28 protein-coding genes are annotated in these 21,262 nt (G+C 44.2%); 24 read left to right on the top strand and 4 right to left on the bottom strand.

Annotated features, from left to right (window positions below):
- Positions 1–117: 117 nt before the first annotated feature.
- From BGO59_RS15235 to BGO59_RS15135, 21 genes are all read left to right on the top strand, one after another.
- Positions 118–885: a hypothetical protein gene (locus BGO59_RS15235; protein ID WP_293684482.1), complete on the top strand. Its 768-nt coding sequence runs from the start codon at positions 118–120 to the stop codon at positions 883–885.
- A gap of 128 nt (positions 886–1,013) precedes the next feature.
- Positions 1,014–1,256: a hypothetical protein gene (locus tag BGO59_RS15230; RefSeq protein WP_293684481.1), complete on the top strand. Its 243-nt coding sequence runs from the start codon at positions 1,014–1,016 to the stop codon at positions 1,254–1,256.
- 36 nt (positions 1,257–1,292) lie between these two features.
- Positions 1,293–1,649: a hypothetical protein gene (locus BGO59_RS15225; RefSeq protein ID WP_293684480.1), complete on the top strand. Its 357-nt coding sequence runs from the start codon at positions 1,293–1,295 to the stop codon at positions 1,647–1,649.
- A gap of 176 nt (positions 1,650–1,825) precedes the next feature.
- Entirely contained in the window at positions 1,826–2,080 is a 255-nt protein-coding gene (locus BGO59_RS15220) for a hypothetical protein (protein WP_293684479.1), read from the top strand.
- On the top strand, positions 2,071–2,310 hold the full coding sequence (locus BGO59_RS15215; RefSeq protein ID WP_293684478.1) for a hypothetical protein: 240 nt from the start codon (positions 2,071–2,073) through the stop codon (positions 2,308–2,310). The genes BGO59_RS15220 and BGO59_RS15215 overlap by 10 nt, the downstream gene beginning before the upstream one ends.
- A gap of 125 nt (positions 2,311–2,435) precedes the next feature.
- Complete coding sequence (locus BGO59_RS15210) at positions 2,436–2,738, top strand: hypothetical protein (protein ID WP_293684477.1); 303 nt, start codon at positions 2,436–2,438, stop codon at positions 2,736–2,738.
- 507 nt (positions 2,739–3,245) lie between these two features.
- Positions 3,246–3,995: a hypothetical protein gene (locus tag BGO59_RS15205; RefSeq protein WP_293684476.1), complete on the top strand. Its 750-nt coding sequence runs from the start codon at positions 3,246–3,248 to the stop codon at positions 3,993–3,995.
- A gap of 98 nt (positions 3,996–4,093) precedes the next feature.
- The gene (locus tag BGO59_RS15200) at positions 4,094–4,453 is read left to right on the top strand and encodes a hypothetical protein (RefSeq protein WP_293684475.1); all 360 of its coding nucleotides are present in this window, start codon (positions 4,094–4,096) and stop codon (positions 4,451–4,453) included.
- A gap of 19 nt (positions 4,454–4,472) precedes the next feature.
- Positions 4,473–4,775, top strand: a complete 303-nt coding sequence (locus BGO59_RS15195) for a hypothetical protein (protein WP_293684474.1) — start codon at positions 4,473–4,475, stop codon at positions 4,773–4,775.
- Between the two features lie 72 nt (positions 4,776–4,847).
- Positions 4,848–5,117: a hypothetical protein gene (locus tag BGO59_RS15190; RefSeq protein WP_293684473.1), complete on the top strand. Its 270-nt coding sequence runs from the start codon at positions 4,848–4,850 to the stop codon at positions 5,115–5,117.
- A 134-nt stretch (positions 5,118–5,251) separates the two neighbouring features.
- Entirely contained in the window at positions 5,252–5,455 is a 204-nt protein-coding gene (locus tag BGO59_RS15185; protein WP_293684472.1) for a hypothetical protein, read from the top strand.
- Entirely contained in the window at positions 5,445–5,744 is a 300-nt protein-coding gene (locus BGO59_RS15180) for a hypothetical protein (protein ID WP_293684471.1), read from the top strand. Before BGO59_RS15185 ends, BGO59_RS15180 begins: the two co-directional genes overlap by 11 nt.
- Before the next feature lies 1 nt (position 5,745).
- Complete coding sequence (locus BGO59_RS15175) at positions 5,746–7,017, top strand: hypothetical protein (RefSeq protein ID WP_293684470.1); 1,272 nt, start codon at positions 5,746–5,748, stop codon at positions 7,015–7,017.
- Positions 7,018–7,076: 59 nt separating this feature from the next.
- Positions 7,077–8,045: a DUF6712 family protein gene (locus BGO59_RS15170; protein WP_293684469.1), complete on the top strand. Its 969-nt coding sequence runs from the start codon at positions 7,077–7,079 to the stop codon at positions 8,043–8,045.
- Positions 8,046–8,058: 13 nt separating this feature from the next.
- A complete protein-coding gene (locus BGO59_RS15165; protein ID WP_293684468.1) occupies positions 8,059–8,823 on the top strand; it encodes a hypothetical protein in 765 nt (254 codons plus the stop codon).
- A complete protein-coding gene (locus BGO59_RS15160) occupies positions 8,751–9,380 on the top strand; it encodes a hypothetical protein (protein ID WP_293684467.1) in 630 nt (209 codons plus the stop codon). The genes BGO59_RS15165 and BGO59_RS15160 overlap by 73 nt, the downstream gene beginning before the upstream one ends.
- 138 nt (positions 9,381–9,518) lie before the next feature.
- Positions 9,519–9,692: a hypothetical protein gene (locus tag BGO59_RS15155; RefSeq protein ID WP_293684466.1), complete on the top strand. Its 174-nt coding sequence runs from the start codon at positions 9,519–9,521 to the stop codon at positions 9,690–9,692.
- Complete coding sequence (locus BGO59_RS15150) at positions 9,692–10,549, top strand: hypothetical protein (RefSeq protein ID WP_293684465.1); 858 nt, start codon at positions 9,692–9,694, stop codon at positions 10,547–10,549. Before BGO59_RS15155 ends, BGO59_RS15150 begins: the two co-directional genes overlap by 1 nt.
- Complete coding sequence (locus BGO59_RS15145) at positions 10,546–11,016, top strand: hypothetical protein (protein ID WP_293684464.1); 471 nt, start codon at positions 10,546–10,548, stop codon at positions 11,014–11,016. Before BGO59_RS15150 ends, BGO59_RS15145 begins: the two co-directional genes overlap by 4 nt.
- Before the next feature lie 103 nt (positions 11,017–11,119).
- The gene (locus BGO59_RS15140) at positions 11,120–11,986 is read left to right on the top strand and encodes a hypothetical protein (protein ID WP_293684463.1); all 867 of its coding nucleotides are present in this window, start codon (positions 11,120–11,122) and stop codon (positions 11,984–11,986) included.
- A gap of 214 nt (positions 11,987–12,200) precedes the next feature.
- A complete protein-coding gene (locus BGO59_RS15135) occupies positions 12,201–12,764 on the top strand; it encodes a hypothetical protein (RefSeq protein ID WP_293684462.1) in 564 nt (187 codons plus the stop codon).
- Between the two features lie 112 nt (positions 12,765–12,876).
- On the opposite strand, the gene BGO59_RS15130 is transcribed toward BGO59_RS15135, so the two are convergent.
- Positions 12,877–14,004, bottom strand: coding sequence for a PQQ-binding-like beta-propeller repeat protein (locus BGO59_RS15130; RefSeq protein WP_293684461.1), 1,128 nt, complete (start codon positions 14,002–14,004; stop codon positions 12,877–12,879).
- 147 nt (positions 14,005–14,151) lie between these two features.
- Here BGO59_RS15130 and BGO59_RS15125 point away from each other — a divergent pair, with 147 nt between their 5' ends.
- Both BGO59_RS15125 and BGO59_RS15120 read left to right on the top strand, forming a co-directional pair.
- A complete protein-coding gene (locus BGO59_RS15125) occupies positions 14,152–16,221 on the top strand; it encodes a DUF5977 domain-containing protein (protein WP_293684460.1) in 2,070 nt (689 codons plus the stop codon).
- A 3-nt stretch (positions 16,222–16,224) separates the two neighbouring features.
- Entirely contained in the window at positions 16,225–17,628 is a 1,404-nt protein-coding gene (locus BGO59_RS15120; RefSeq protein ID WP_293684459.1) for a hypothetical protein, read from the top strand.
- Positions 17,629–17,731: 103 nt separating this feature from the next.
- Here the strand turns inward: BGO59_RS15120 and BGO59_RS15115 are convergent, their stop codons facing one another.
- The 3 genes from BGO59_RS15115 to BGO59_RS15105 all read right to left on the bottom strand — a co-directional run bounded on the left by BGO59_RS15115 (position 17,732) and on the right by BGO59_RS15105 (position 20,484).
- Positions 17,732–18,151 carry a potassium channel family protein gene (locus tag BGO59_RS15115; RefSeq protein WP_293684458.1) on the bottom strand — a complete coding sequence of 140 codons (420 nt, stop codon included), beginning with the start codon at positions 18,149–18,151 and terminating at the stop codon, positions 17,732–17,734.
- Between the two features lie 230 nt (positions 18,152–18,381).
- Positions 18,382–18,822: a hypothetical protein gene (locus BGO59_RS15110; RefSeq protein WP_293684457.1), complete on the bottom strand. Its 441-nt coding sequence runs from the start codon at positions 18,820–18,822 to the stop codon at positions 18,382–18,384.
- 54 nt (positions 18,823–18,876) lie between these two features.
- Positions 18,877–20,484 carry an AAA family ATPase gene (locus tag BGO59_RS15105; RefSeq protein WP_293684456.1) on the bottom strand — a complete coding sequence of 536 codons (1,608 nt, stop codon included), beginning with the start codon at positions 20,482–20,484 and terminating at the stop codon, positions 18,877–18,879.
- A gap of 214 nt (positions 20,485–20,698) precedes the next feature.
- Between BGO59_RS15105 and BGO59_RS15100 the strand changes: the two genes are divergently transcribed.
- Positions 20,699–21,262: a hypothetical protein gene (locus tag BGO59_RS15100; protein WP_293684455.1), complete on the top strand. Its 564-nt coding sequence runs from the start codon at positions 20,699–20,701 to the stop codon at positions 21,260–21,262.

The following is a 21,262-nucleotide window of genomic DNA, read 5'->3' as shown; positions in this document are numbered from 1 at the left end:
CTCGTATAACTTTTAGAATAACCCTCAAAAAAGCGTATAGCACTCTTAACCGAATAACTGGAAGGGGGGGGACGGGTTCCACGCTATTAAATCAATTCCAAAACCATCTGAAAATCAATGTATTCTCAAATCAACTCACAGGAACGTGCCAAACGGAAATTCGTAGGAGACCGGGAAAACTCTACTTATCGCTGGGAACTCTACCTAAAGGGCGAAAAGGCCTATACCTTCGACGGTTATTCTAAGAGTCGTAACCAGGCCGAAAAACACGACAAACAAGCGCTTTTTCAGGATTGTGTGGCCCGTATCTGTTATAATGGCTACCTGGACAAAACCTATCAAATGCTTTGGTTTCGACGGGCCGGAATACTCCAGCACAAAAATGAAGATAGGCTTTTGCTGGAAATGTACCCAACCCATTTTGTCGCCCACAATGAACTCCAGCTAGACCTGGCTACTCTCAACTATTTACAGCGGCTGTACGATGCTAAACTATCAGGCCAACCCTTCGACCCAATTAAGTTATTGCCTCCCAGAGAGTCGGTGAGAGATGTAGAAGCCCTTGATTTTAAGTTTAGTACCCAACGTTTTCCAACGGAGGACTTACTGGTGGAACACTGCAAGGAGCTTATAAAGCGCTATCCATACGCACGAGTTGAGGCCTGGTGGAGAACCTGCAAAGAGGTGTATGTAAAATCGCCAGCCATGCCCACACCGTTGGTTTATCGGCCAGAGCCAGCCAACTACCAACAGCCAGCCCGCCAGCATCAAACGCCCGACATGACACCGCCAGGCGCTCACATCGACCTTGATAACGAAGAAGCCGCTAAACGGGCGAAACAGGCCGTCAACAACATGAATACCCATTTTAGGCGGGGGATGTAAAGGCCAGTAACCGTAAATCAGCCATCTAACGCTCACTAAAGACAAGGATAAAGCGATCTTTTTTTTGCTCTGCCAAAGCAAACCACAAGGCTAAGTCATTTTAAATCAATTCTAAACGAAACAAATTTATGAGCTCATTAGCCATTTTAAAAATCACGATTGAATCCCAGATAAGACACCTACTTAACACAAAAATATCCATCGAAGCAAAGAAGAAAGCAGCAGATAGTGAGTTTTCGGCTGGCTATTGGGCGGCAGCACTTCATGGTGTTGATGACGAACGGAAAACCCTGGAAAAGCTGCTAAAAGATGTAGACGAATTAATCCAGATAGCTCAAAGTCAGCCACCAGATGCCGAAAAGACCGACTAGAGACACGATCTTTTTTTGCTCTACCCAAAACAAGCGATGGAGAAAATAAGCCTAAAGGTCTATAAGGACGGTATGGCCGGATTACTTCAACTCATTAAACCGCCTACCCATTACAGCACCTTAACTGCCCTGAATGACTTAAGCCTGGAGGAGTTGATTTTAGTTGAATGGCGCGGAAGAATTACCAACCAGCAGATTACCACCTGGCGCTTTCGTACCAACCAGAAGCCCTACACCCTAAATCTACCGCTATCTGTAGCCGTGGCCATGTGGCAAACACTACAGCGGTTGCCACTCTCGGATGCCCTCCAGGAACTACTAAATGAACTTACCAGAACGCTAGTGAACAGCGGATTACAACCCCAATACTTACCCTACCATACTTATGATTAAAACCCTTTTGCTTACTCCGTTTATTGTTGCTTTAGGCATACTGTTTCTGTGCTGGTTTGCCGTAGCAATCTGTTCAATCGTTGTTCTCGCCTTCGTGCTAAGCCCTGTTTTTTATCTTCTAGATCAGTCTTTCAATGCATTTGCATCGATGGAACGGCCTTCAAAATATGCTCACTATGACCAATAATCTTACTGTTATCGCACCAAGTACCCGAGAGCTCCAGGCGCTCAGAATGGATTTGGCTGCAACGGGCAATATTACCCGATGCATTGAAGCCGGATTTTTAAAAGGCACAATAAATAGCCAACAGGCTACCGGCATCAAAGAGAGTTTAACCCGCCTGGTGGACTACTGCAAGGAACAGCAAGAAATCATATTTCAACTCCAGACGAAACTTGCCCAAACACAACAGCTAACGGTATGTACTTAACCGAATTATCCGAGGAGCAAATCCAGGATTATCAGGAAATCCAGGACAGCCTGATTATTCCCTTACGCCATCCTACTGCTATTAGTCTGCAACATTGCCGCTGCCAACAATGCCGACGTTTTCGAGCGCAACGAGTAGCCGAATTAGAGCAGTCTGGCCTCCTGAATAGCCCAATCACAGCTTTACAAGTAGCGGGTAAAATTTCCACCAAACTCCGCAGAAACCATTAACCACAATCCTAACTATGGAAACTATCACTATCACTTTAGAAAAATACCTGAACACTTTTCCAGAGCCATCAAGATGGTTCATGAGGTCGCCAGGCGTAGATCAGCAGCCCAAGCCAGAAATGCACATGATTCCCACCCTTTACTATAAATGTGATTTTAAAGGGCCAGAAATCAACATTGGAAAGGTTTGCCATAATGTGGTGTTAAAGTCGCAAAAAAAGCTCTTACGCCATCCCTATAGCCTTATTTATATAGCCGCTCAACTAATCCGAAAAGGGGATTTTATCAGCTATACAGACTGTTTCGAGCTGGTTATGTGGCATATGGTAGAACGCCTAAACGAGCGATACAAATGGGAGAAAATCCCGCTCCAGGTTGAACTGGGAGAATACGAACGAAAAAAAGCTGGTTTAGACGATACAGTTTAAACTCGTAGAGCCTGGTCATAAACCAGGCTTTTCTTTTCTCAATTCACTGGTAAAACAAACGGTAACGCCATGCCCAAAGGATATAATAAAGACGGTTCCAAAAAAGTACCGCCAGCCGGTTCTGATCGCAAAGCGAAGCCACATAAACAGATTGCTCCCACATAAGGCTGGAAGCTTTTGCCGTATTGAAAGCTCTTAAAACAAAAGAAGAGCTTAAATAAGTTTACTTCTGAGGCTATCATAGAGAAATATGAATGGGATGGTGCCCAAAAAAACTTGCTCGACAGACAAGACCGGCCAGATTGATCTACTATGTATGATATATGTTATAGGAAATTTAATTAGAGAGGGAAACAGTTACTTAAGAAAGTGTAAACAAGTAATTGAAAATAAGATATAATTTAGTTGGATATTTATTATCTTAGTCATGCATATGCTATTAAACTTATATCCATAAATCCATCTTAACATAAATTCAATACTATGGGCACTTTGCAAATATTTAAAATGAAAAAATATTATTTAAGCCTTTTGCTCTCATTGTTGTTTCTTGTTGTTCTAGCACAAAGGCATAAGGAAAGCAAGAATATTGCTATAAAGACATTGCCCAAAATGCATATTTCGAAAAACTCTAATCAGATTAAAATCCATAATGGTAAAGACACGGTATTGTATATTAAACAGTTAAAGGGAGAGTATTTGAAATTTAAGGCAATCGATGAAGGTATAGGTAGTGCTACGAATATTGCCTTTTTTGCAGTTTTTATATCAATACTTGCTATATATTTTCCAATTAGATTTAATGTGAAATCTGAGCGTAGATCTACTTTTTTTAAAATATATGAGTACTGGAATACGGAATATATGCTTAATTCTAGACAGAGGTTTTGGCAAGTTTTACGTGAAGAAAGAGCTGATATACGTCGTATCGAATTGAAGAGGCTGTATGAAACTAAGCAGCAAGATTATTATACTTACGAAGCCGTATATGACTTACTTAACGCTATTGCAAGATTATATTTTCAAAATAAAATTGATAAGAAGCTTGTGAGAGCTTTAATGATCACATTTATTAGAAGTTACGGTTATATTCTTGAAAAGTGTTTCGTTTTCCACGATTCAAAAAATAGTTTTTTTATTAAAATGAGCAAAGGTTATTATAGGCCAGTGACTATGTTAAGAGAGGAAATATGTAAAGGTGAGGATAAAACTTATGCTTTATTTGAAGAAATTGAAGGTATGGAAAAAGATGAGTAATAAAGATTAGTGGAAAGGACTTTAAAAAATCCCCGGATACCTATTTGGGGATTTTTTATGTCCTTTTGGCTGGCCTGGCTAGTAATGAGCTTTGGACCATGCAACAAATTTTCAGAACCATCTGGCAATTCATCAAAGGCAACACAGGCCGCTTTGTTTGGGAACTGGTGGCAGTGGGCATCGGCATTGCTGTTACCTGGCTCATTAGCCGATTTACGGGCCACACTCAGCTCCAGGCCTGTCAGGATGAACGGGCTGAACTCCTGCGCGAGAATGCCAGCGCTCAATCTTTCCGCGACTCGGTACGCTGGAGCACCGTCGTTGCCGACAAAAACAATCAAATTCATTCTCTCCAAAACGAAAATGACCGACTTAAAGAAAAGGCGGCTTTGGATTCTGCTGCTAGTCATAGCCAACTCGAAGCTATGCGGGCAATCCTTACCCGCTACAAAAAGTAAGGATAGTCTGGCTACTGCCGTGGACTTTATCAGCCACGCCCAAAAAATAGAGTTGGATCTGATTCGGGGCGATTGGGCTATTAAGCGCGAGGTGATCTATAAAGCCAAACTTTCCGAGTATGAGAGCAAGAGTCAGCGCCAGGCGCAAGACCTGGAGAAGTGCCAGCAGGCAAATGGCAAACTTTCTACTGAGCTTACTGGCACAAAACAGCAACTCGGAGAACAGACCCTAAAAACCAGGCAGGCCAAACTGGAAGTATGGGCCATGCGGCTTGCTGTTACATTATACGTAGCGGGTAAGATTAAAGGAATAGTACCCTAGCAAAAATTTAACATACCAGATTGTTATCATCTGAATAGCTTTGTGTTTTCCCTTACTTCTAATTCGTCAGCTATGAAAACTATTCAATTTTCAATCGATTTACGTTCGTTCTTTCTGGGTGCGCTTACGCTAACGGGCATCCTCTTACTCGCTAATTTCACCCCTTCGGGCCAACCAGAACCCGGCATTCTCGATACGCGCCGGTTTCAAGCCGTGGCCAGCGAACGGGAAAGTATTATTCTGGACACTAAGACGGGGCAATTCGTGGTACTACCTAGTTATATAGGGCAACCCCGTCGATTTAAGTACGATTTCAATGACATTGAGCCGAAAGGTAAATAGCTGCATCGATCTAACGAGTTCATAAGCCACGGCCATCCGTGGCTTTTTTGTTGCTCAAAAACCGTCCTTTCAGGCGCTGGCTAAGGGAGGCAATTTTGAGTCTGTAAACAACGATCAATCGAAACCCAACATCGATGGCACTTCGACTAATTAAGTTTTTAACCGATTCGGACGGGCCAACCCGAGCCGTGAACATCAACCCGGACTATGTTGCCACTGTGGAGGCCGATATGAAAGCCGCCGATTCGATATGCCACATCACCCTTTGCAGTGGCCACTATTACCGGGTTCTTGAGTCTGAGGTATCGGCCAGCAAACGCTTACAGTATGGCAGCTAAGTCGATTACCAGGCGGGCCATGTTTGCCGAAATTCACCAGGACACGCTGGAAGGCGGAAAGAACCACGTGTTTAGCCTGACCTATGTTAAAAAAGACAGTACGGTGGGCCATAAAGCTGCGGTGCGTAAGTGCTCCAAAAACTTACCTGGCGACCGAGGCTACCGGGGCAACATCAATTTAAACCATGTGCTGCTACTGGAGAACGTGGACGCGGGCAATAAGCCCTTTGAGATTTGCATCGATCTAATCACTCACTACAACGGCCTACGGGTAGTACATACCTACTAATATGGAGCAAATAGCCGACAACGCGTTTATAATACCCAGCGACAAAAATGGAGCCGTTTTGCAACTCGTGGATGGCCGCGACCAGGTGTTTGGGTCTGGCCTGCTATTGTCTCAGCAGGCCGGGCTAGACCACATTCCCTGGGGCGCTCAGGACAACCAGCCTAACCGAATGGCCAAACTCCTGGAACAAAATAACCAGGTTCGGCCCTTGCTGGAAGCCACCCGCGACATGATCTATGGATCGGGTATTGGCTTTTTTACCAAAGTCATTGAGGGCAAAACTACCCATCTGGAGCCCTACGAAGACAACAAGCTAACCGATTGGGTGTACCAGACCGAGCTGGCCCGGTATGCCATTGCGGCCATCAACGAACGGGTGACCAATGCCAATCACTTTACCCGCTTCGAATTTACGCCTGATGGCTTGCCCTTGCTCTCCATTTCGGATGGGTTTACTACCCGGATCGGCAAACCTGTGAGCAACAAAGTCCCCTGTTACCTGCAAAATCCGACCTTCGGAGAAAGCTGGGGCCAGCGCGAACGGAGCGAAACAATAGCGGCCTTCGACCGGGTGAACCCGACCAAAAACGTGGTGAGCATCTACCATTCCCGTGAGCACATTTCAGGTAATCCGTTCTATGCGTTCCCCTCCTGGTGGTGTTCCCGCGACTGGATCGAAGTGGCCAATCTTATTCCGCTGTTTCACAAATCGGGGCTTCAAAATGGCTACAACATCAAGTACGTCATTAAGATGCCCAAAGATTATTTCGACAAGGAAGGCGGCAAAGATTTGGAGCCCAAAGCGATCCAGAAGAAGTGGGCACAGTTTGGGGAGAATCTCAAAAACTGGCTTTCGGGGGTGGACAATGTCAATAAATCGCTACTGGTGCGCTACCTGCGGGGCGACGATGGCAAGAGCATGGATAGTATCGATGTGGTGCCGCTCAAAAACGAAATGTCGGACGATGCCTACAATAAGGTTTGGGAAATGGCCAATATTTCCATCACCAACGCCGTGGGCATTTTGCCGGTATTGGGTGGGGTAACTCCCGGTTCAAAATCGGGCGATTCGGGGAGCCAGGTACGCACCGTAGCCGATTACCAGCAGCACTTTCGAACGCCCGTACAACGTCAGATTCTACTGGAGCCGATCCAGATGGCGCTCCGAATCATGGGCTACAAAACTATTGTACCCGCCTTCAAAGAGGTACAGCTAACCACCCTGGATACCAACCCTACCGGCAAGCAAGCGGTGATAAATCATAATCAATGAGTGATTGAGCGTTTTTTCACTTCGACCATTCACTCAATCACTCAAACGCTCAATAATTCATGTTGACCAAAGAGAGTTTAAAAGCCCACATTGGAGGCCTCCAGGCCGCGCTTAAGTTTGAAACGGTAGAGCCCTTTGTGGTGTTTGCTGAGCGGTGGTTTCGTGACCAGGTAGGCCAGGAGTTACTGACTTACCTGACTGGTCTCCAGAATCCACAAGCGGGCACCCCTGATGCCGATTTGCTCTACCTGGCTCAATCCTGCATGAGCTGGAAAGCTTACGAGCTGGCGTTTCCGCATTTGAAGCTGAGGGCGGGCGATTTGGGTTTGCAAAAAGTTAACTCCCAGAATACGGTAGCCGTGGCCAAATGGGAGTACGTAGACAGCCGGGAGGCTAACCTGGCCATGCTGGATTTGGCCCTGGAGAACTTTTGGCAGACTGTTGAACAAACCCGGCCCATGGCCTGGACTACCTCCACGGCCTACAAAAAGCGACAACGGATCTGGATTCGTTCGGCTAGTGAATTGGCCCAATATATCCCGACTTTGGGGCGTAAAAGCCGCTTGTTCGACCAACTTGTTACCTACATCCTCCGGGCCGAACAGGTGTACATTAAGCCCATGCTGACCGAATCGGTTTACACCGACCAAAAAGCCAAATGGAGCAATCCGGCCTACACGCTGACCGATGCCGAGCAAACGCTACTGGAGACGATCCGGCCCGCGCTGGCTCACATGGCCCTCTATGAAGCTTACCCGTATTTGCCCCTTACGCTGGATACGACGGGTATCACCGAGCGACGAAGCAAAGATGGTACACTGGAGGAGGTGGCCCCCAACAGCGACAGTAAAAACAACCAAAAACGGCAGCTCTATCTAGACGGTCAGTTTTACCTGGCACAGCTCCAGGCCTTTCTGAAAGAGACCGCTACGGCCAGCCAATGGCCGGGCTATTACCAGGCGAACCTGGCCACCGATACCGACAGCGCCGAGCCCGATTTTACCCATCAATCCCTCGTTATTCTTTAACAATTCATACCCCATGCAAACAGCAGTAAACAACGACAACAGTACCGTGTTAACCGAATTCGACCAGGAGGCCCAACGCATCCAGACCTTAAAAGACCAGATTGCCCAGCAGGAGCACGAACTGGAACAGAAACGACTGTTGGCCGAAGAAGCCGAACGTCAGCGAAAACTAGACGCGTATAATGGACTCCGGGAGGATGCAGCAGGGTTCCGGGCCACAGCCGCCAAAGAGACCGACGAAGCCAGCAAAAAGATGTACGTTCAATGGGCTTTGGATGCCGATAAACAGGCCGTACAAGTGGCCCGTGAGTTGGGCCTGGCCATCGAAGATTCTGCCGACGACAGCCCCGAGCCCACCACCCTCCAGAAAGTCCACGGCCTGTTCCGCCACCGGCTGGGGGCCGTGATCCAGACCGTACTATTAGGGGTAGCCATCTTTTGGGCCAGCACCAATTTCGACAGCATTGGCAAGCACATCAACGAGTTAAACAAGAGCCTGCCCGTTGAGCAGCAAATGAACGCTTATGACTTAACGAGCAACCAGAAGTTCTTTTTTGAGAAGTACGTGGAGTTTTGGGATTTGCCGGTAGGGCTGTTCAAACTGTTAATCCTGGTTCCCTTCGTTGGGCTGTATATGCTGCCCTTCATTCGGAGCCGCAAAGATTTCTTTACCGAGTTTTTCGAGGATCTAACACCCTATCAACGATGTCTCATTACGCTGGCCTTTGTGGCCTTATTTATCTTACATTCTGCCTTGTCGCACGGGGTCAAACCGTAAGTAAGGGGCCCGACAAAAAGGCCAGTTATCCCGCCAAACCGATTACCCTGGACGAAACCCGACTACGCCAGGCCATCCTGGATAGTGCTGCCGTTTTTGTGGGCATGGTGGAAATTTCCAACCAGAACGATGCCCCTTGGATAGCCCGGATTAACCGCTATAATGGCTTACCGATCCGGTCGGCCTATTGCGCCAGTGGCTTCTACTATGCCCACCGGGTGAACGGGGTTAAGTTGCCCATCAAAGCGTTGGGAGCGGTAAGCAGTTATTTCTCGGTATCGGCTAAGATCATCTACCGCCACAATCAGCGAGGTAACCAGCGGCTGGGGATCATGCCCCGCCGAATGGATGCCGTGAGCATTTACACCAGCCACATCGAGGGCTTAGTGAGTGATGTGTGGGACTCCGACGACGACTATGTAACGCTTATCGGCTTCAACACATCGGCAGGCCGAGGCACCAAATACGGCTGCTACATCAACCGCCGGAGGAAATCCGAAATCAAATTCATTGCCAACTGGCTCACGCCTTATCTAGCCACCTTAAAACAACAATAGACACTATGAACGCAATCCCGAAGCGCAAATTCGTGTCCTTTTCCTTATGGTCACTGTTAGCTCTCTTTGGGCTAATGGTGGCCGGATGGGAATTCGGATGCCGCCTGATGGCCTTATTCTTCACTGATTAATTGACCGATGAAACGCCTTTTTTATTTTCTGTTGCTCTTGCTGTACGGTGCCATCGATATGACACTGGTTATTCTGCTTTGGGTGCCCGTTCGCCTGATTTGGGGCATCAACACCCTACAGTATATTCTGAGCCCGGCCACTAGTTTCAGCGTGTGGCTACAAACCACCCTAAAGCGCTAATGCAAACCATCCATTTAGATGGCAAGGCCTACCAACTGCCCGAGCGGTGGAGTGAAGTTGATCAGGAGCGGTTACCCCAATTGCTCCAACTGGTTTACTTTACCCCACCCACGGGCGAGGTCTACCACGAAATCATCCGGCTAGCGCTCAACATTTCCGGTAAGCCCTGGCGAAAGTTGATGCAAACCCACTTTGGCCCTAACGTTGGCCGACGCACCCGCCAGGCTAACGCCATTGTGTTGCACACGCTAAAAACCCTGCTTCGATGGCTGGAAACCGAACCCATCCAGGAGCAGCCGTTTAAACGCCTGGAGCTGGATATGGGTGTAGACTTACTACTACCCGAAGCTGGGTTTTTAACCATGAGTTTTGGCGAATTGACCGACGCTTATATTCATTTTCTGGTGTGGATTCGGCAATTGGTACAGGGTGACGAACACCTGAATTTACTGGTGGCTACCCTTTGCCGACCAATCCGAACCGACGATTATCAAAATGACCCTGATTGGAACGGCGACTACCGGGAACGCTACAGCGAGTTTACGACTAAGCAGCGGGCCAAACTGGTTAGTCTGCTCGAGCCGGGTTATAAAATGGCGGTGGTGCTGTATTTTGCAGGTAATTTACAGCAGGTTCTGGAACGGTATCGACTCGTTGAAGGCGAAGACGGGGAGCCCGAAGAATACCCTGGCCAGAGCTGGATAAAGAACCAGCACTTACTAGCCGAAAAAGGTATATTCGGCAATATTGCCCAGACTAAAGCGGCTAATTTGCACGACGTTTTACTCTTTCTGGAGGAGCACCAAAAGGATGTCATGCGGGAAATGGCCCAAAAACGAGAGGAGGCAATGGCATGACGTGTACCGCGAAATTTTGGGCGTTTTTTAAACCCCTGGCCGAAGCCGTACCAGGCGTAAAAACCGTACACCGTTCCGGGGGCGATAAAATGGATCGACTCCTTGCCAATAGCCGAAGTGAGGAGATTTACCCGGCTGTGTTTCTTTTAAGACCGAAATACACTCTAGAGGACAACGGGGCCAATCTGACCATTGCTTGGTTCGATGCTACCTATTACGTGATTTGCACCGGCAATTATGGTGACGAACTCGACGAAGACGCGTCTTTTGATGAAGCTGAGCGCTTGGCCACCAAGCTAACCAGAAAGCTCCAGGAGGAGGAAAGCACGTATCTAGCTGTGATTGACCCAACGACTAAGGTTTACATGGAGCCGGTCACTATGCTTACCCTGGATTCCTCGTTTGGGTATGAGGTGCGCTATCGAATTGGTTTAATGGTCAATCCCGAAGTCTATGAAGGTATTTAATAGAATCCTTTTCTGGCCTAAATTGTGGATATTTCAAGTTCGACTATTCTAGATAGTTGTGGACAGAAAAAGATAAATTAACATCGAATTATATCAATCTACTATGTTTTTGACCATCTACTTAAAATCAATTGGGACTAAGCTTACAGCGCTTTTATTTTTTGCCCTACTATTTTCACAATGCCAAAAAACAGACTCATCACAGCCTATTTCTCCTGACAAAGTGTCATCCGTTTGTTTATTAACAAAATATCAATTAGAAGGTAGCACTTCCACTGGTACTACTTATACGAGTAATCGCTCATTCTTATACAATACAGATCAATTACCTGTTCAAGTTCGCTATATATACAATAATCAGTACAGCGACACCGATACGCTCATTTACGACTCAAAAAAGCGTTTGACCCTCATACGAAATACTAGGGCAAATGGTGTAATTAATTACGAATTTTCATTGAAATATAATAATGATAGTAGTACTCCTTCTTCCTATACAAGAACTCATGTACCGTCTGGTATAGTCATAGTTAGTACATTGACATTCAATACAAATAACCAGCTCACGCAGGATATAATTACTAGTGCACTTTTTGAAACAGTATCATTTATATACGATATTAATAAAAATTTGCAACGTAGTAATGGCAGTTATGCAGATGCTACTCCTTCAACTATTCCAAAGCGGGATGGGATGGCCTTTGATACAAATAATAATCCCTGGAGTAGCTCAATTCCTTTACAATTATGGGCTTACATTCGCTTAAATGAATACACCGCATTTTCAACCAATAACCCTACTAAAGATACCTTTACAAATTCTATCGGTAACGCCAATGGGATGCTGACTTATACGAGTTATGACCGAGTGTACAACTACAAATACAACGAGTATAAGTATCCAACCCAGCAAATTATGAGCTCTAAGCAGGATAACATAGTTTATTCCTATGACTACAAGTGCCAATAGAATACGAATCATCCTTACAGTTTTAAAAATTGAATAGGCCCAGTGATTAGGCTAAATTCTTTATGTATCCATTAGTATGGTTATGTCAATATTATACTATAATTCGCTTCACATATACTTTAAAATAAAGTTTATTGAGGTGAAAAAAAATCTGAACAAGTTTCTTTTAGCCTGCTTTTAGTATGGATGAGGTCATAGACGTTAAAAAACTCAAATGAAAAACATAAGTATTATACTACTCCTGGTTGGGGTATCAAGTGCTGTATTCAGTCAAACTAATAAAGATTATCTTGCCTGGAGCTCAACGCGTAGATTGACAGTAAATGATTTTGAAATTAAAACGGAAACGGTTAAAAACCACCCTTCATTTGCCCATTTTGTCATAACGTATAACGTAAAGGGCTTTGATTTTATGGCAAAAAACTTCAATAAGAAGATAAGCAATTATATGATAAAGTCCGCTTCCTGGATTGATACATCGTATAACGTTTCTACGTCGCTAAAATATCAACAGACACTTTTTGATATGGCTGAGGTCTATACCAGACGATTTAGAAAAGAGCTCAGGGAAAATAGGAAAAAAATAGCGTTCGGGACGGATTTTATAGACAAAATGAACTCAGATATTATGGATGAATTTACAAAACGAAGACTCGTTTACGATTCAGAAACCAAGTTTGGTTCAGATGCTTTGGCCCAAAAACGATGGGAAATAGATATTCAAATGGAACTTGACACTTTAAAAGAGTTTTCAGATGAGTTGACAAGTAAGCAGTAACTATCTGCTACATACTTGTCCTTTCTGGTACGTGCATAAAGACTCACTTTTGTTCGAAACAAGTCGGACAAAAGTGAGCCTTTATGTTTATAAACCAGATAAATACCAACTACTATTGCTGATCTCCGCTGATTCCTGGGTGAAAAACAACTCCTTTTTTTGTCACAACGCACGGTGAAGAATATACAGCAGTCTTAAGGGCTTCTAGTGTAACATCCCATTTTTTTACTCCGGTTACTGCGTCTACAGCAAACAAATTCGAGTCAAGCCCTCCAATGTAGACAATTCCACTGGCTACTGTTGGACTTGAATAAATTCCAGTCCCCACTTTAAATTCCCACTTTTTTGTCCCTGATGCAACTTCTATTGCATATAGTTTACCTTCTGTAAGGTCACTACCTATATAAAGAATACCGTCAACGACAATAGGACTTGAATAAAATCCTGCCCCCGCTTTAAATTCCCACTTCTTTGTTCCTGTACTGGCATCAATAGCCAATAGTCTTGAATCCCCAGTACCTACATAAACAACTCCATTGGCTACAGTTGGACTACTGAAATGGCTTTCTCCAATTTTGTACTCCCATTTTTTTACGCCAGTTATCGCATCTATAGCAAATAGATCGCCATCCATATTGGTTATATAAACAACTTCATTAACTAATGTTGGACTGGAGTAAATTTCTGTTCCTAGTTTTATACTCCATTTCTTTGTCCCTGTTTCGGCATCGATGGCGTACAGACTACCATCTCTAAAACCTGTACTGATGTAAACAATCCCTTTATACACAGTTGGGCTAGCAGCAATATCATACAGTTGCTGTGCCCACTTTTTAGTATGTGTAGCAACATCGATTGCATATAACCATCTGCCACTTCCTACATAGACGGTACCATTGACGACTGTTGGGGAGCTAAAACTGACATCTTCCATCGCATAGCTCCATTTTTTTGCTCCAGTTGCTGAATCTATTGCATAAAGGATAAAACCTCCATGTACATACACAGTACCATTATCTATAGTGGGGGTGGCTCTTGTTCCGCTTGAAGCTCCATAATCCTCACTTGTAAAAACCCATTTTTTAGTTCCACTCAAAGCATCATAGGCTAACAATGTTACATTGTCACTACTAATAAATACTGTTTCTGCTATGTCAGGTTCTTCTGGATTTGAGCTTGGTGACTTACAAGAAAACAATGCGAGGCAGGTTGTAATAACCACTAAAAATCGAATGATCATTAGATTAAGTAGTAACGATGGTATGTATAAAAATTATCGCTCAAAGTAATCATGTATGTATATTTCTCCAAATCCGTCCTTTTTCATTCTCACTCTCGGGCTCACTTTTGTTCGAAACAAGTCGGACAGCCAATGCTGTGAGCTTTTATGTTTATTGACCCCATCAATACCAGGATGGCTTTTCTGCCCCTGCATTTTTCCCGTAATCGAATTGAGCATATTATCGACCCAGCAGATACCAGCCTGGCCGATAGGAGCGGGCTCCGTTACTACCTGGAAGTATTAGTGCCCGAGTTTTCGGGCTCCAGCACCTTTAAACGCCTGGTGAAAATGCCTGGCTCCGAAAAGCCACCCACTACCAGCAGCGGCTCCAGCGTTTACGAGGGGGCGTTTTATCAGTTGGATGAGTTACTGGACGGATTTCTGGAGAACAAGAAACCAGCGTCAGGCGCTACCGATATGGCTATTATTTCCACGCTCACTATGCCCTATATGGCCAGGGAAACCGTGGAGAACAATGGCGTTTTGCTAGCTGCTTCGACTAAGGCACAGCCTAACCAGTGGCTACTTAAAGCGGGTCTTTCCGAGCGGGATTTTGTGGCCTGGGGAGCTGTGTTTTTTACCAGCTACATGAGCGCCAACCGGCCCTTTTTAACCTGGCAACCGGATAACAAACTGGTGAGCCAGCAACAACCGGAATACCTGGCTTTTCTCTTGAATATTTCGCCCACACCAGCCACGTTGATCCGCCGAGTTCGGATTACCTACCGGGATGGTTCGGTAGAAACCGTGGACAAAGGCCAGCTATCGGGGAGCCAGGCCTACCAGGTGGTTTGCCTACCCTGTGGGCCAACGGCTTTGGGGCTGTCCGACCAGGTAGTAAGGTATGAGGTTTGGCTGGCCGATGGCGACCGAAACCGGATTAGTGAAGTTCGGACGTATACGATAGATCGACAGTATCGCAGTCAGGAGCGGTGGCTACTGTTGGCCAACAGCCTGGGGGGCTGGGATACTCTGCGATTGCTGGGAGAGGGGGCCGAAACCCTGGACACGATCCGCACCACGGCGGAACTGGAGCGGCCAGCCGGAGCACCCGCCGACTTTGCCGAGTTGCGGGTGGTAGCTGTGCAGGGCACCCGAACTCTAACGGTCAGCACCGGCTATTTTGAACAGCAAGCCGCCGAACGGCTCCGCCATCTGGACGAACTGTTACTGTCTAAAGAGATTTACCTGGCCGACAGCCGGGGCCACCAGGCGCTTGAGCTACTAACCAATACACTGACGGATGCCCAGGACAACACGGATTTGCTGGCCCGTTCTTTTACGTTTCGGTTAACTACGCCACAGGTGAATTTTTCGACCCTGCCAGCAGCTCCAGCCATACCGGCCCGCCTGACCGCCTGGCGTGGGCAAGGGGTGGTGTATATGCTCGACAGCTACGGCAAGCGCACAGGCTACGGCAGGCCGCTCAAACTCCAGAAGTATTATCCCGACGATAACAGCACGTTTAAACCCATTACGGAAAAGCCTAACCAGCCGGGCGATGCTGATTACATTCCCGATAGCTTCATGCCAGAAGTACCTGCCGGGTCAACTCCTTATCCAAGTGCGGCTATCAGCCGACCGACGACGTTTAAGCGGTCAACCTGTACTAACGGCGATATTGGGGACGTGGCCATCATTTCCATCGCTGCCGGAAAGTATGGCTCCGAGATTAGCCAGGCCGATGCCGACAGTAAGGCCGAAGCCGAATACAGCCAGCTAAACACCCAGGCCTACGCCGATCAGTACGGCACCTGTAACCCATCGCCCGAGTTGTACACCGTAGCCGTACCGGCTGGCCACTGGCATTACCGGGCCAATGATCCAACCCGCTTTGCCATCGAATGGCGGGAGTACGAAACCGATCCAATTTTGGGCAATACATGGGCCATTCAGGGGCAAAATCGGCCCTATGTGTTTCCGCAGTTTTCCAATGATTTAGACCTGCCCATGACGGGCGTATGGCATCTGAATTGGCGGATGTACGTGTATGGTACACCAGGGCGAAACGTCAACGTAAAAATCTGGCAAAATGGCGTGTTGCGCGTCAACCAGAATGCCGCCGTAGGCATTGGGTTTACCTGGTGCTATCTGAATGTAACGGGCATTTTTGAGCCGCTCCAGATTAACCTGGCTTCTGGCGATAAACTCTACTTTAAAGTAACCCAACTCTAACCCATGAGCTTACAAATACGGATCGATGGCCAGGTAGTAGACCTCACGCCCGACACCAAGGTAAACCTGGAGCTGGTAAACCCCTACCTGGTGTATGAGGATATTCTGAGCGCCAAAGCCACTATTCCGGCCATACCAGCCACTAGCCGCAATCGGATCATTATGGGCTTTCCTGACCTGCTGCAAAACGACGCGGTAGGCATGCGTTACCAGTGCGAGAAGTACTATAATGGCCAATTGCTCCAATCAGGGGTGGCCATCTTGACCGAGGCCGCACAAACGTTCGCGCTGACGGTAGTACAGCCCCTGGGTGAACTCTTTGGCGACCTACACACCAAAACGTTACCAGAGGTCGATTTTGGAGCCATAGCCCTGCCGGGTGCACTAACTCCGGTGCTGCAACAGTTTGGGCGGAACGTGGTGGCATTCCCTACGGTGCTCAATTCGGAGTATTATGGCACCAGTGGGGCCAGCATTGGCTATTCGGGCAAAGTGAATGCCTACGCCGGGGGAGCTTATACGGCTGGGCCACTGGTGCCAATGGTCTTTCTAAACGAAATCCTGTTACGAGTGTCCGAACTGACGGGGGTAACCATAACCGGGCCGTTTATCGACCATCCGGTATTGAGCCAGCTATTGCTGTATAATACCCGATCCTTGGATGGTAACCCGTTCATTACCCTTCAGCAGCATTTGCCTACCCTGACCATTCCCGAGTTGCTACTGGAGCTAAGAAAACTGTTTAATCTGGCTATGACGGTAGACACCGTAGAACGGAGCATACGGCTAGATTTCACAGAGGGTTTTCACCAACGTGCAGCCCAAATCAACTGGAGCGATAAGGCACTAAAGGACTTCAAGAAACGGCCCGAAACCGCCAGACGGCTCCAACTCGGGAGCCTGGCGGATGGGGGGGACGGCCTCGCCAAAGACAAACCTGGAATCCTGGCCGACTACCTAACACCCGAATTGGAAAGCGATACGGGTGTTAGCCAACTAAGTTGTAAATTTTCGACTCTACTAACCGATGACGCTACCGGCCTTGCCATCACCAAACAAGCGGGTATCACAGCTCAATTTGGACAATTGACCAATACGTTTACACCGCGCCTTTTATTCTGGAATGGCCTACAATACGGCATTCCCACAGCTACGGCCAGAAGGGGCGGCTATTCGCTCTACTGGAATGGAGAGAATGGATTAGCGGTCAGATTTTGGGGAAAAACTGAGGCAAACCGAAAGCGGCAGTTTTATCTGGAGCGTGGTTTAGCTTTAAACGAGGTTGACCTGGCCACGCTGGATTTTTCGGAAAAAGTGCACATCAATGGGCTAGATTATTGGGTAGGCAAGTTATCCATCAATTTGCCCATTACCGAACCCGCGATGGCATTACTTGTACGGGCTTAAAATTATAAAAATTGATCCTTCTTATACTAAAAATATTAATCCTTTGGTGTATATATAATCATTTTTTCTATAAAAATAAAGTATTAACAAGGTGATTGTTAATCTATGATTTCTGTAATTTCTTTGTGAATTCAGGTAAGCTAGCTAGGAAGAATACGGCATACCCAAGACTTGATATGACTTCACAAGATACTAATAATTTTGATAGATAAGTTTTAGGGGTAATATCTCCGTAGCCAATTGTTGCAGATGTAATAATGCTAAAATAGAATGAATTAATTATGTTCATTTCTTCGTTAAAACTTTTCTTGTCAATCATGTATATAAATTGATAAAGGTTAGCAAAGGCAAATACTAATAATAGATACCCAAATAGTATATGAACTAGACTCTCTCTCTTTGTTAACTCAAATGAATACTTTTTGCTGCTGTCTGAATAAAAAGCAACAAAAAGATTTAAATGACCATAGTGTCTTCCTGAATATATCCAATTAAATGATTCATCTATTTGGAAATAAGCCATGATGAAAATGATAAAAGTAATAAAGGCATTTAAAAGAATATTTATATCTTTGTTTATAGAATTTTTAAAGTAAAATAACACAGAAGGGAGCAATAAAAAAAAATATCCAAATTAATCGCGAAAACCATGATTTTAATGTTGCCTGCATAAAGGTGATTTTTTGGGAATGTAATTAAATTTTTGAAAATTCATATCGATTGTGCAAAAAACTAATATTCAACTATCGAATACTAAGATTTTTTGACTATTAGTTTTGCTAGCTCTTTTATTTCTTCAATGTGTAAAAAGAGACTCTCGAGCGTCTCATTTTCATTTTGAAGTAGATATGAAAGTTCCAGCGCTCTAATGTCCTTACTTCCACTTAGTCTTAATGATCTTTTACTAAAATAAGATTCTAAGTCACCTTGAGACCATATGAAAATCTTATTTTCTCTAAGAATTTGATGTATTTGGTCGTATTCTTGTTTTGAAACTTGTTTTAAGATAGCTGAAATTTTATCGCCTTTAGTTGAGCGAGATTTCATTTTATTTATTATATCTAAAAGGTCTTGATCACTATTAGTGATTTCGCCACTTGCAAATTTATCTAATAGATTTTTTAGTGTCTGTGCATCTGTATTTTTATCAATCTCCTTAATTCTAGTATTAATTTGCTCATATGATATTTCCATACTGCTTAAGGCCGATTTTATTTTTTGTAATATTGGTTTATGCTCCTCTAGATTTTAATGTTTTGAAATTTTTTGTACCTCATCTTTGAAGCAGTCAAGATCACCTAAAACAAGATATGAAATATTAAAGCATTCTAACATTTTAATGTATGTTAAAAAACTGCCCTTACCATTTACTCTAATTACCGAAATATTATCATAATCTAGTAACTGTTTCCCTGAGTATATTTTATCAACAATTGTGGGTATTAAATATACTTCACCTCCTTCTACTAATATCACTTTATCTGCAAAAAAAAGTTCGCTATTTGTTGACCATAAAAATCTTTTTAACTCAGTTGTAATCTGAGACGATGTTTCAATGTCTAACTGTTTTGCTACAGTACAATTGTTTTTACTATCTTTATAAACCCGAGTTATACAATATGGATCTAAGTTTTTTAAGTAATCTGTTGAATGAGTCGAAATAATTAATTGCCTTTGTTGTGAATTTGCTTGTTCTATATATTTTTCTAGTTCAGCAGAAATTACTCTTCGTGCTTGTGGATGTAAATAGAGTTCTGGCTCTTCTGTTATGAGTAATGAACTTGAATTATGGTAGTTATTACAATACATTGAAAATAGCGCTATAATTATAGCGCTTTGTATTCCAGTTCCTTTCTCTTGAAGGGGCCTATCTATACCATCGTGTACAAAAAGTTGAATATTTTTATATAGCTCGTTTTTTGTGTCGTTAATAAATTTAAAATTGACAGATTTGTGTGAAATAGCACCTTCAAGTAATAGCTTAATATCTTGAGATTGTTGATCAAAAACTACATCGACAATATTTTTTATTTCTTTCGATTTTTCTTTAATTAATTGTTCATAACTTTTTTCAGAGCTTTCTTCAATAATTCCCTTATTTTTATTCCAAAGACCCATGATTAGTTTTCCAAACCATGTGTAATGAACAAGCCTTAAATCCTCCTTGTGGCTTCTCAATGCACTGATAACTGTTGTGGTAATTAGAGAATCTCTAAGCTTTTTTGGGACAAAATGAGATATCCATATACTATTATCACGTTCTATAATTATTATTCCATACCCATTCTTTTCCTCTTCTGACCTTGATTTAGAGAAAAACAATTTAATTATTTTTGAGAATTGTATTAAATTTAATAACTCATTTGAACTGTGCCATTTTGTTTTAATGTCGTAACCTGTCGCTGTTCTTCCAATGACATCAATCTCTTCTCTATTTTCAATTTGATCTAAATTTTGAAAAAAATCATAATTTATTAATATGTCATTATTTTCAAGTTTTTCATAAAGATTTTTTAGGGATTTTACTTTTGAAAAAGCAGTTTTCTTTTTGATAGATTTAATAAGATCTTCATCGACATCCCGGCCTTCTAATTCTATTTCTAAATAAAAATTTTCAGCAATCTCTTCTGATATTTCTCCTGTTTCAAGGTCAATTTTTTCAAATGTGTAATAGTCATTATCAGTTATATGTATATACGTAGGGAATTTTTCTCCAATTAGAATATCAAGACCTCTTATAATGTTAGACTTTCCTGAGTTATTTTTTCCGACTATAACGTTTTTCCCTTTTTCAAATCGGATAGTTACTTGTTTTAAACTTCTGTAATTAAAAGCTGAAAATTTTGAAATGTACATTATTTTAAAGTTGATCGGTGGGAATGAATTAATTTAACTGTTTTAACCGAAAGCTTTTTAAAGGAATATAAAGACTTATTAGGTAAAGTGTAAATAAAGCAATATCTAAAATAAGTAACAAATTTAGTTTGATGATTTTTCTCAATCTATTGATTTTCTTGTCCTTTTGGTCTCTTGGAGTCGGTTTTAGCTTGCTCTCAAAACAGTAAATACGATGGAAGTAACGACTAGCATTCGAGGGGATGCCCGAGCTGAATGGCTCTCTAATAACCGCGATGCGGCTAAAATCCTGGATACCTACCTGGCTCAAGCCGAGGAGGCCTTTAAACGACGGATTCAGGAGGCAGGGCTAAACCTTTCGGGGGAACTGCTAGCCTCCTTTCGCCAGCGGGCCGCTACAGAGGCCGAGGGCTACGTGGAGGCCCGCCTGGAAATGGCCGCACTGGCGAGAATCAAGGATTTGCGCTGGATGAACTATACCCGTACACCACCGCTCCTGGCCATGGAGTATTATGTGGAAAAGGTAGGGGCCAGTCATTTTGCCTACGTGTCGGGCTACAAAAAAGGCACCTTTCCTGCTACCGAAGCCAGAGCCGTGGAGCGCATTGCCTGGAGCTTAAAAATGAGTCTGGCCAAACGTCCCAACGTCACCCGTGGCTACCGAGGCATTTACGCCGATCCGCTCCTAAAAGACGTACTCCCGTATCTATTCCAGGATCTGGCAACTGCCTACAACCTAACGGCCAGCCGGGCTTTTAAAGCGGCTTTTACGGACTAA

The organism is Spirosoma sp. 48-14, from assembly GCF_001898575.1.
Lineage (GTDB): Bacteria > Bacteroidota > Bacteroidia > Cytophagales > Spirosomataceae > Spirosoma.
This window is presented reverse-complemented; position numbering and strand designations above follow the sequence as displayed.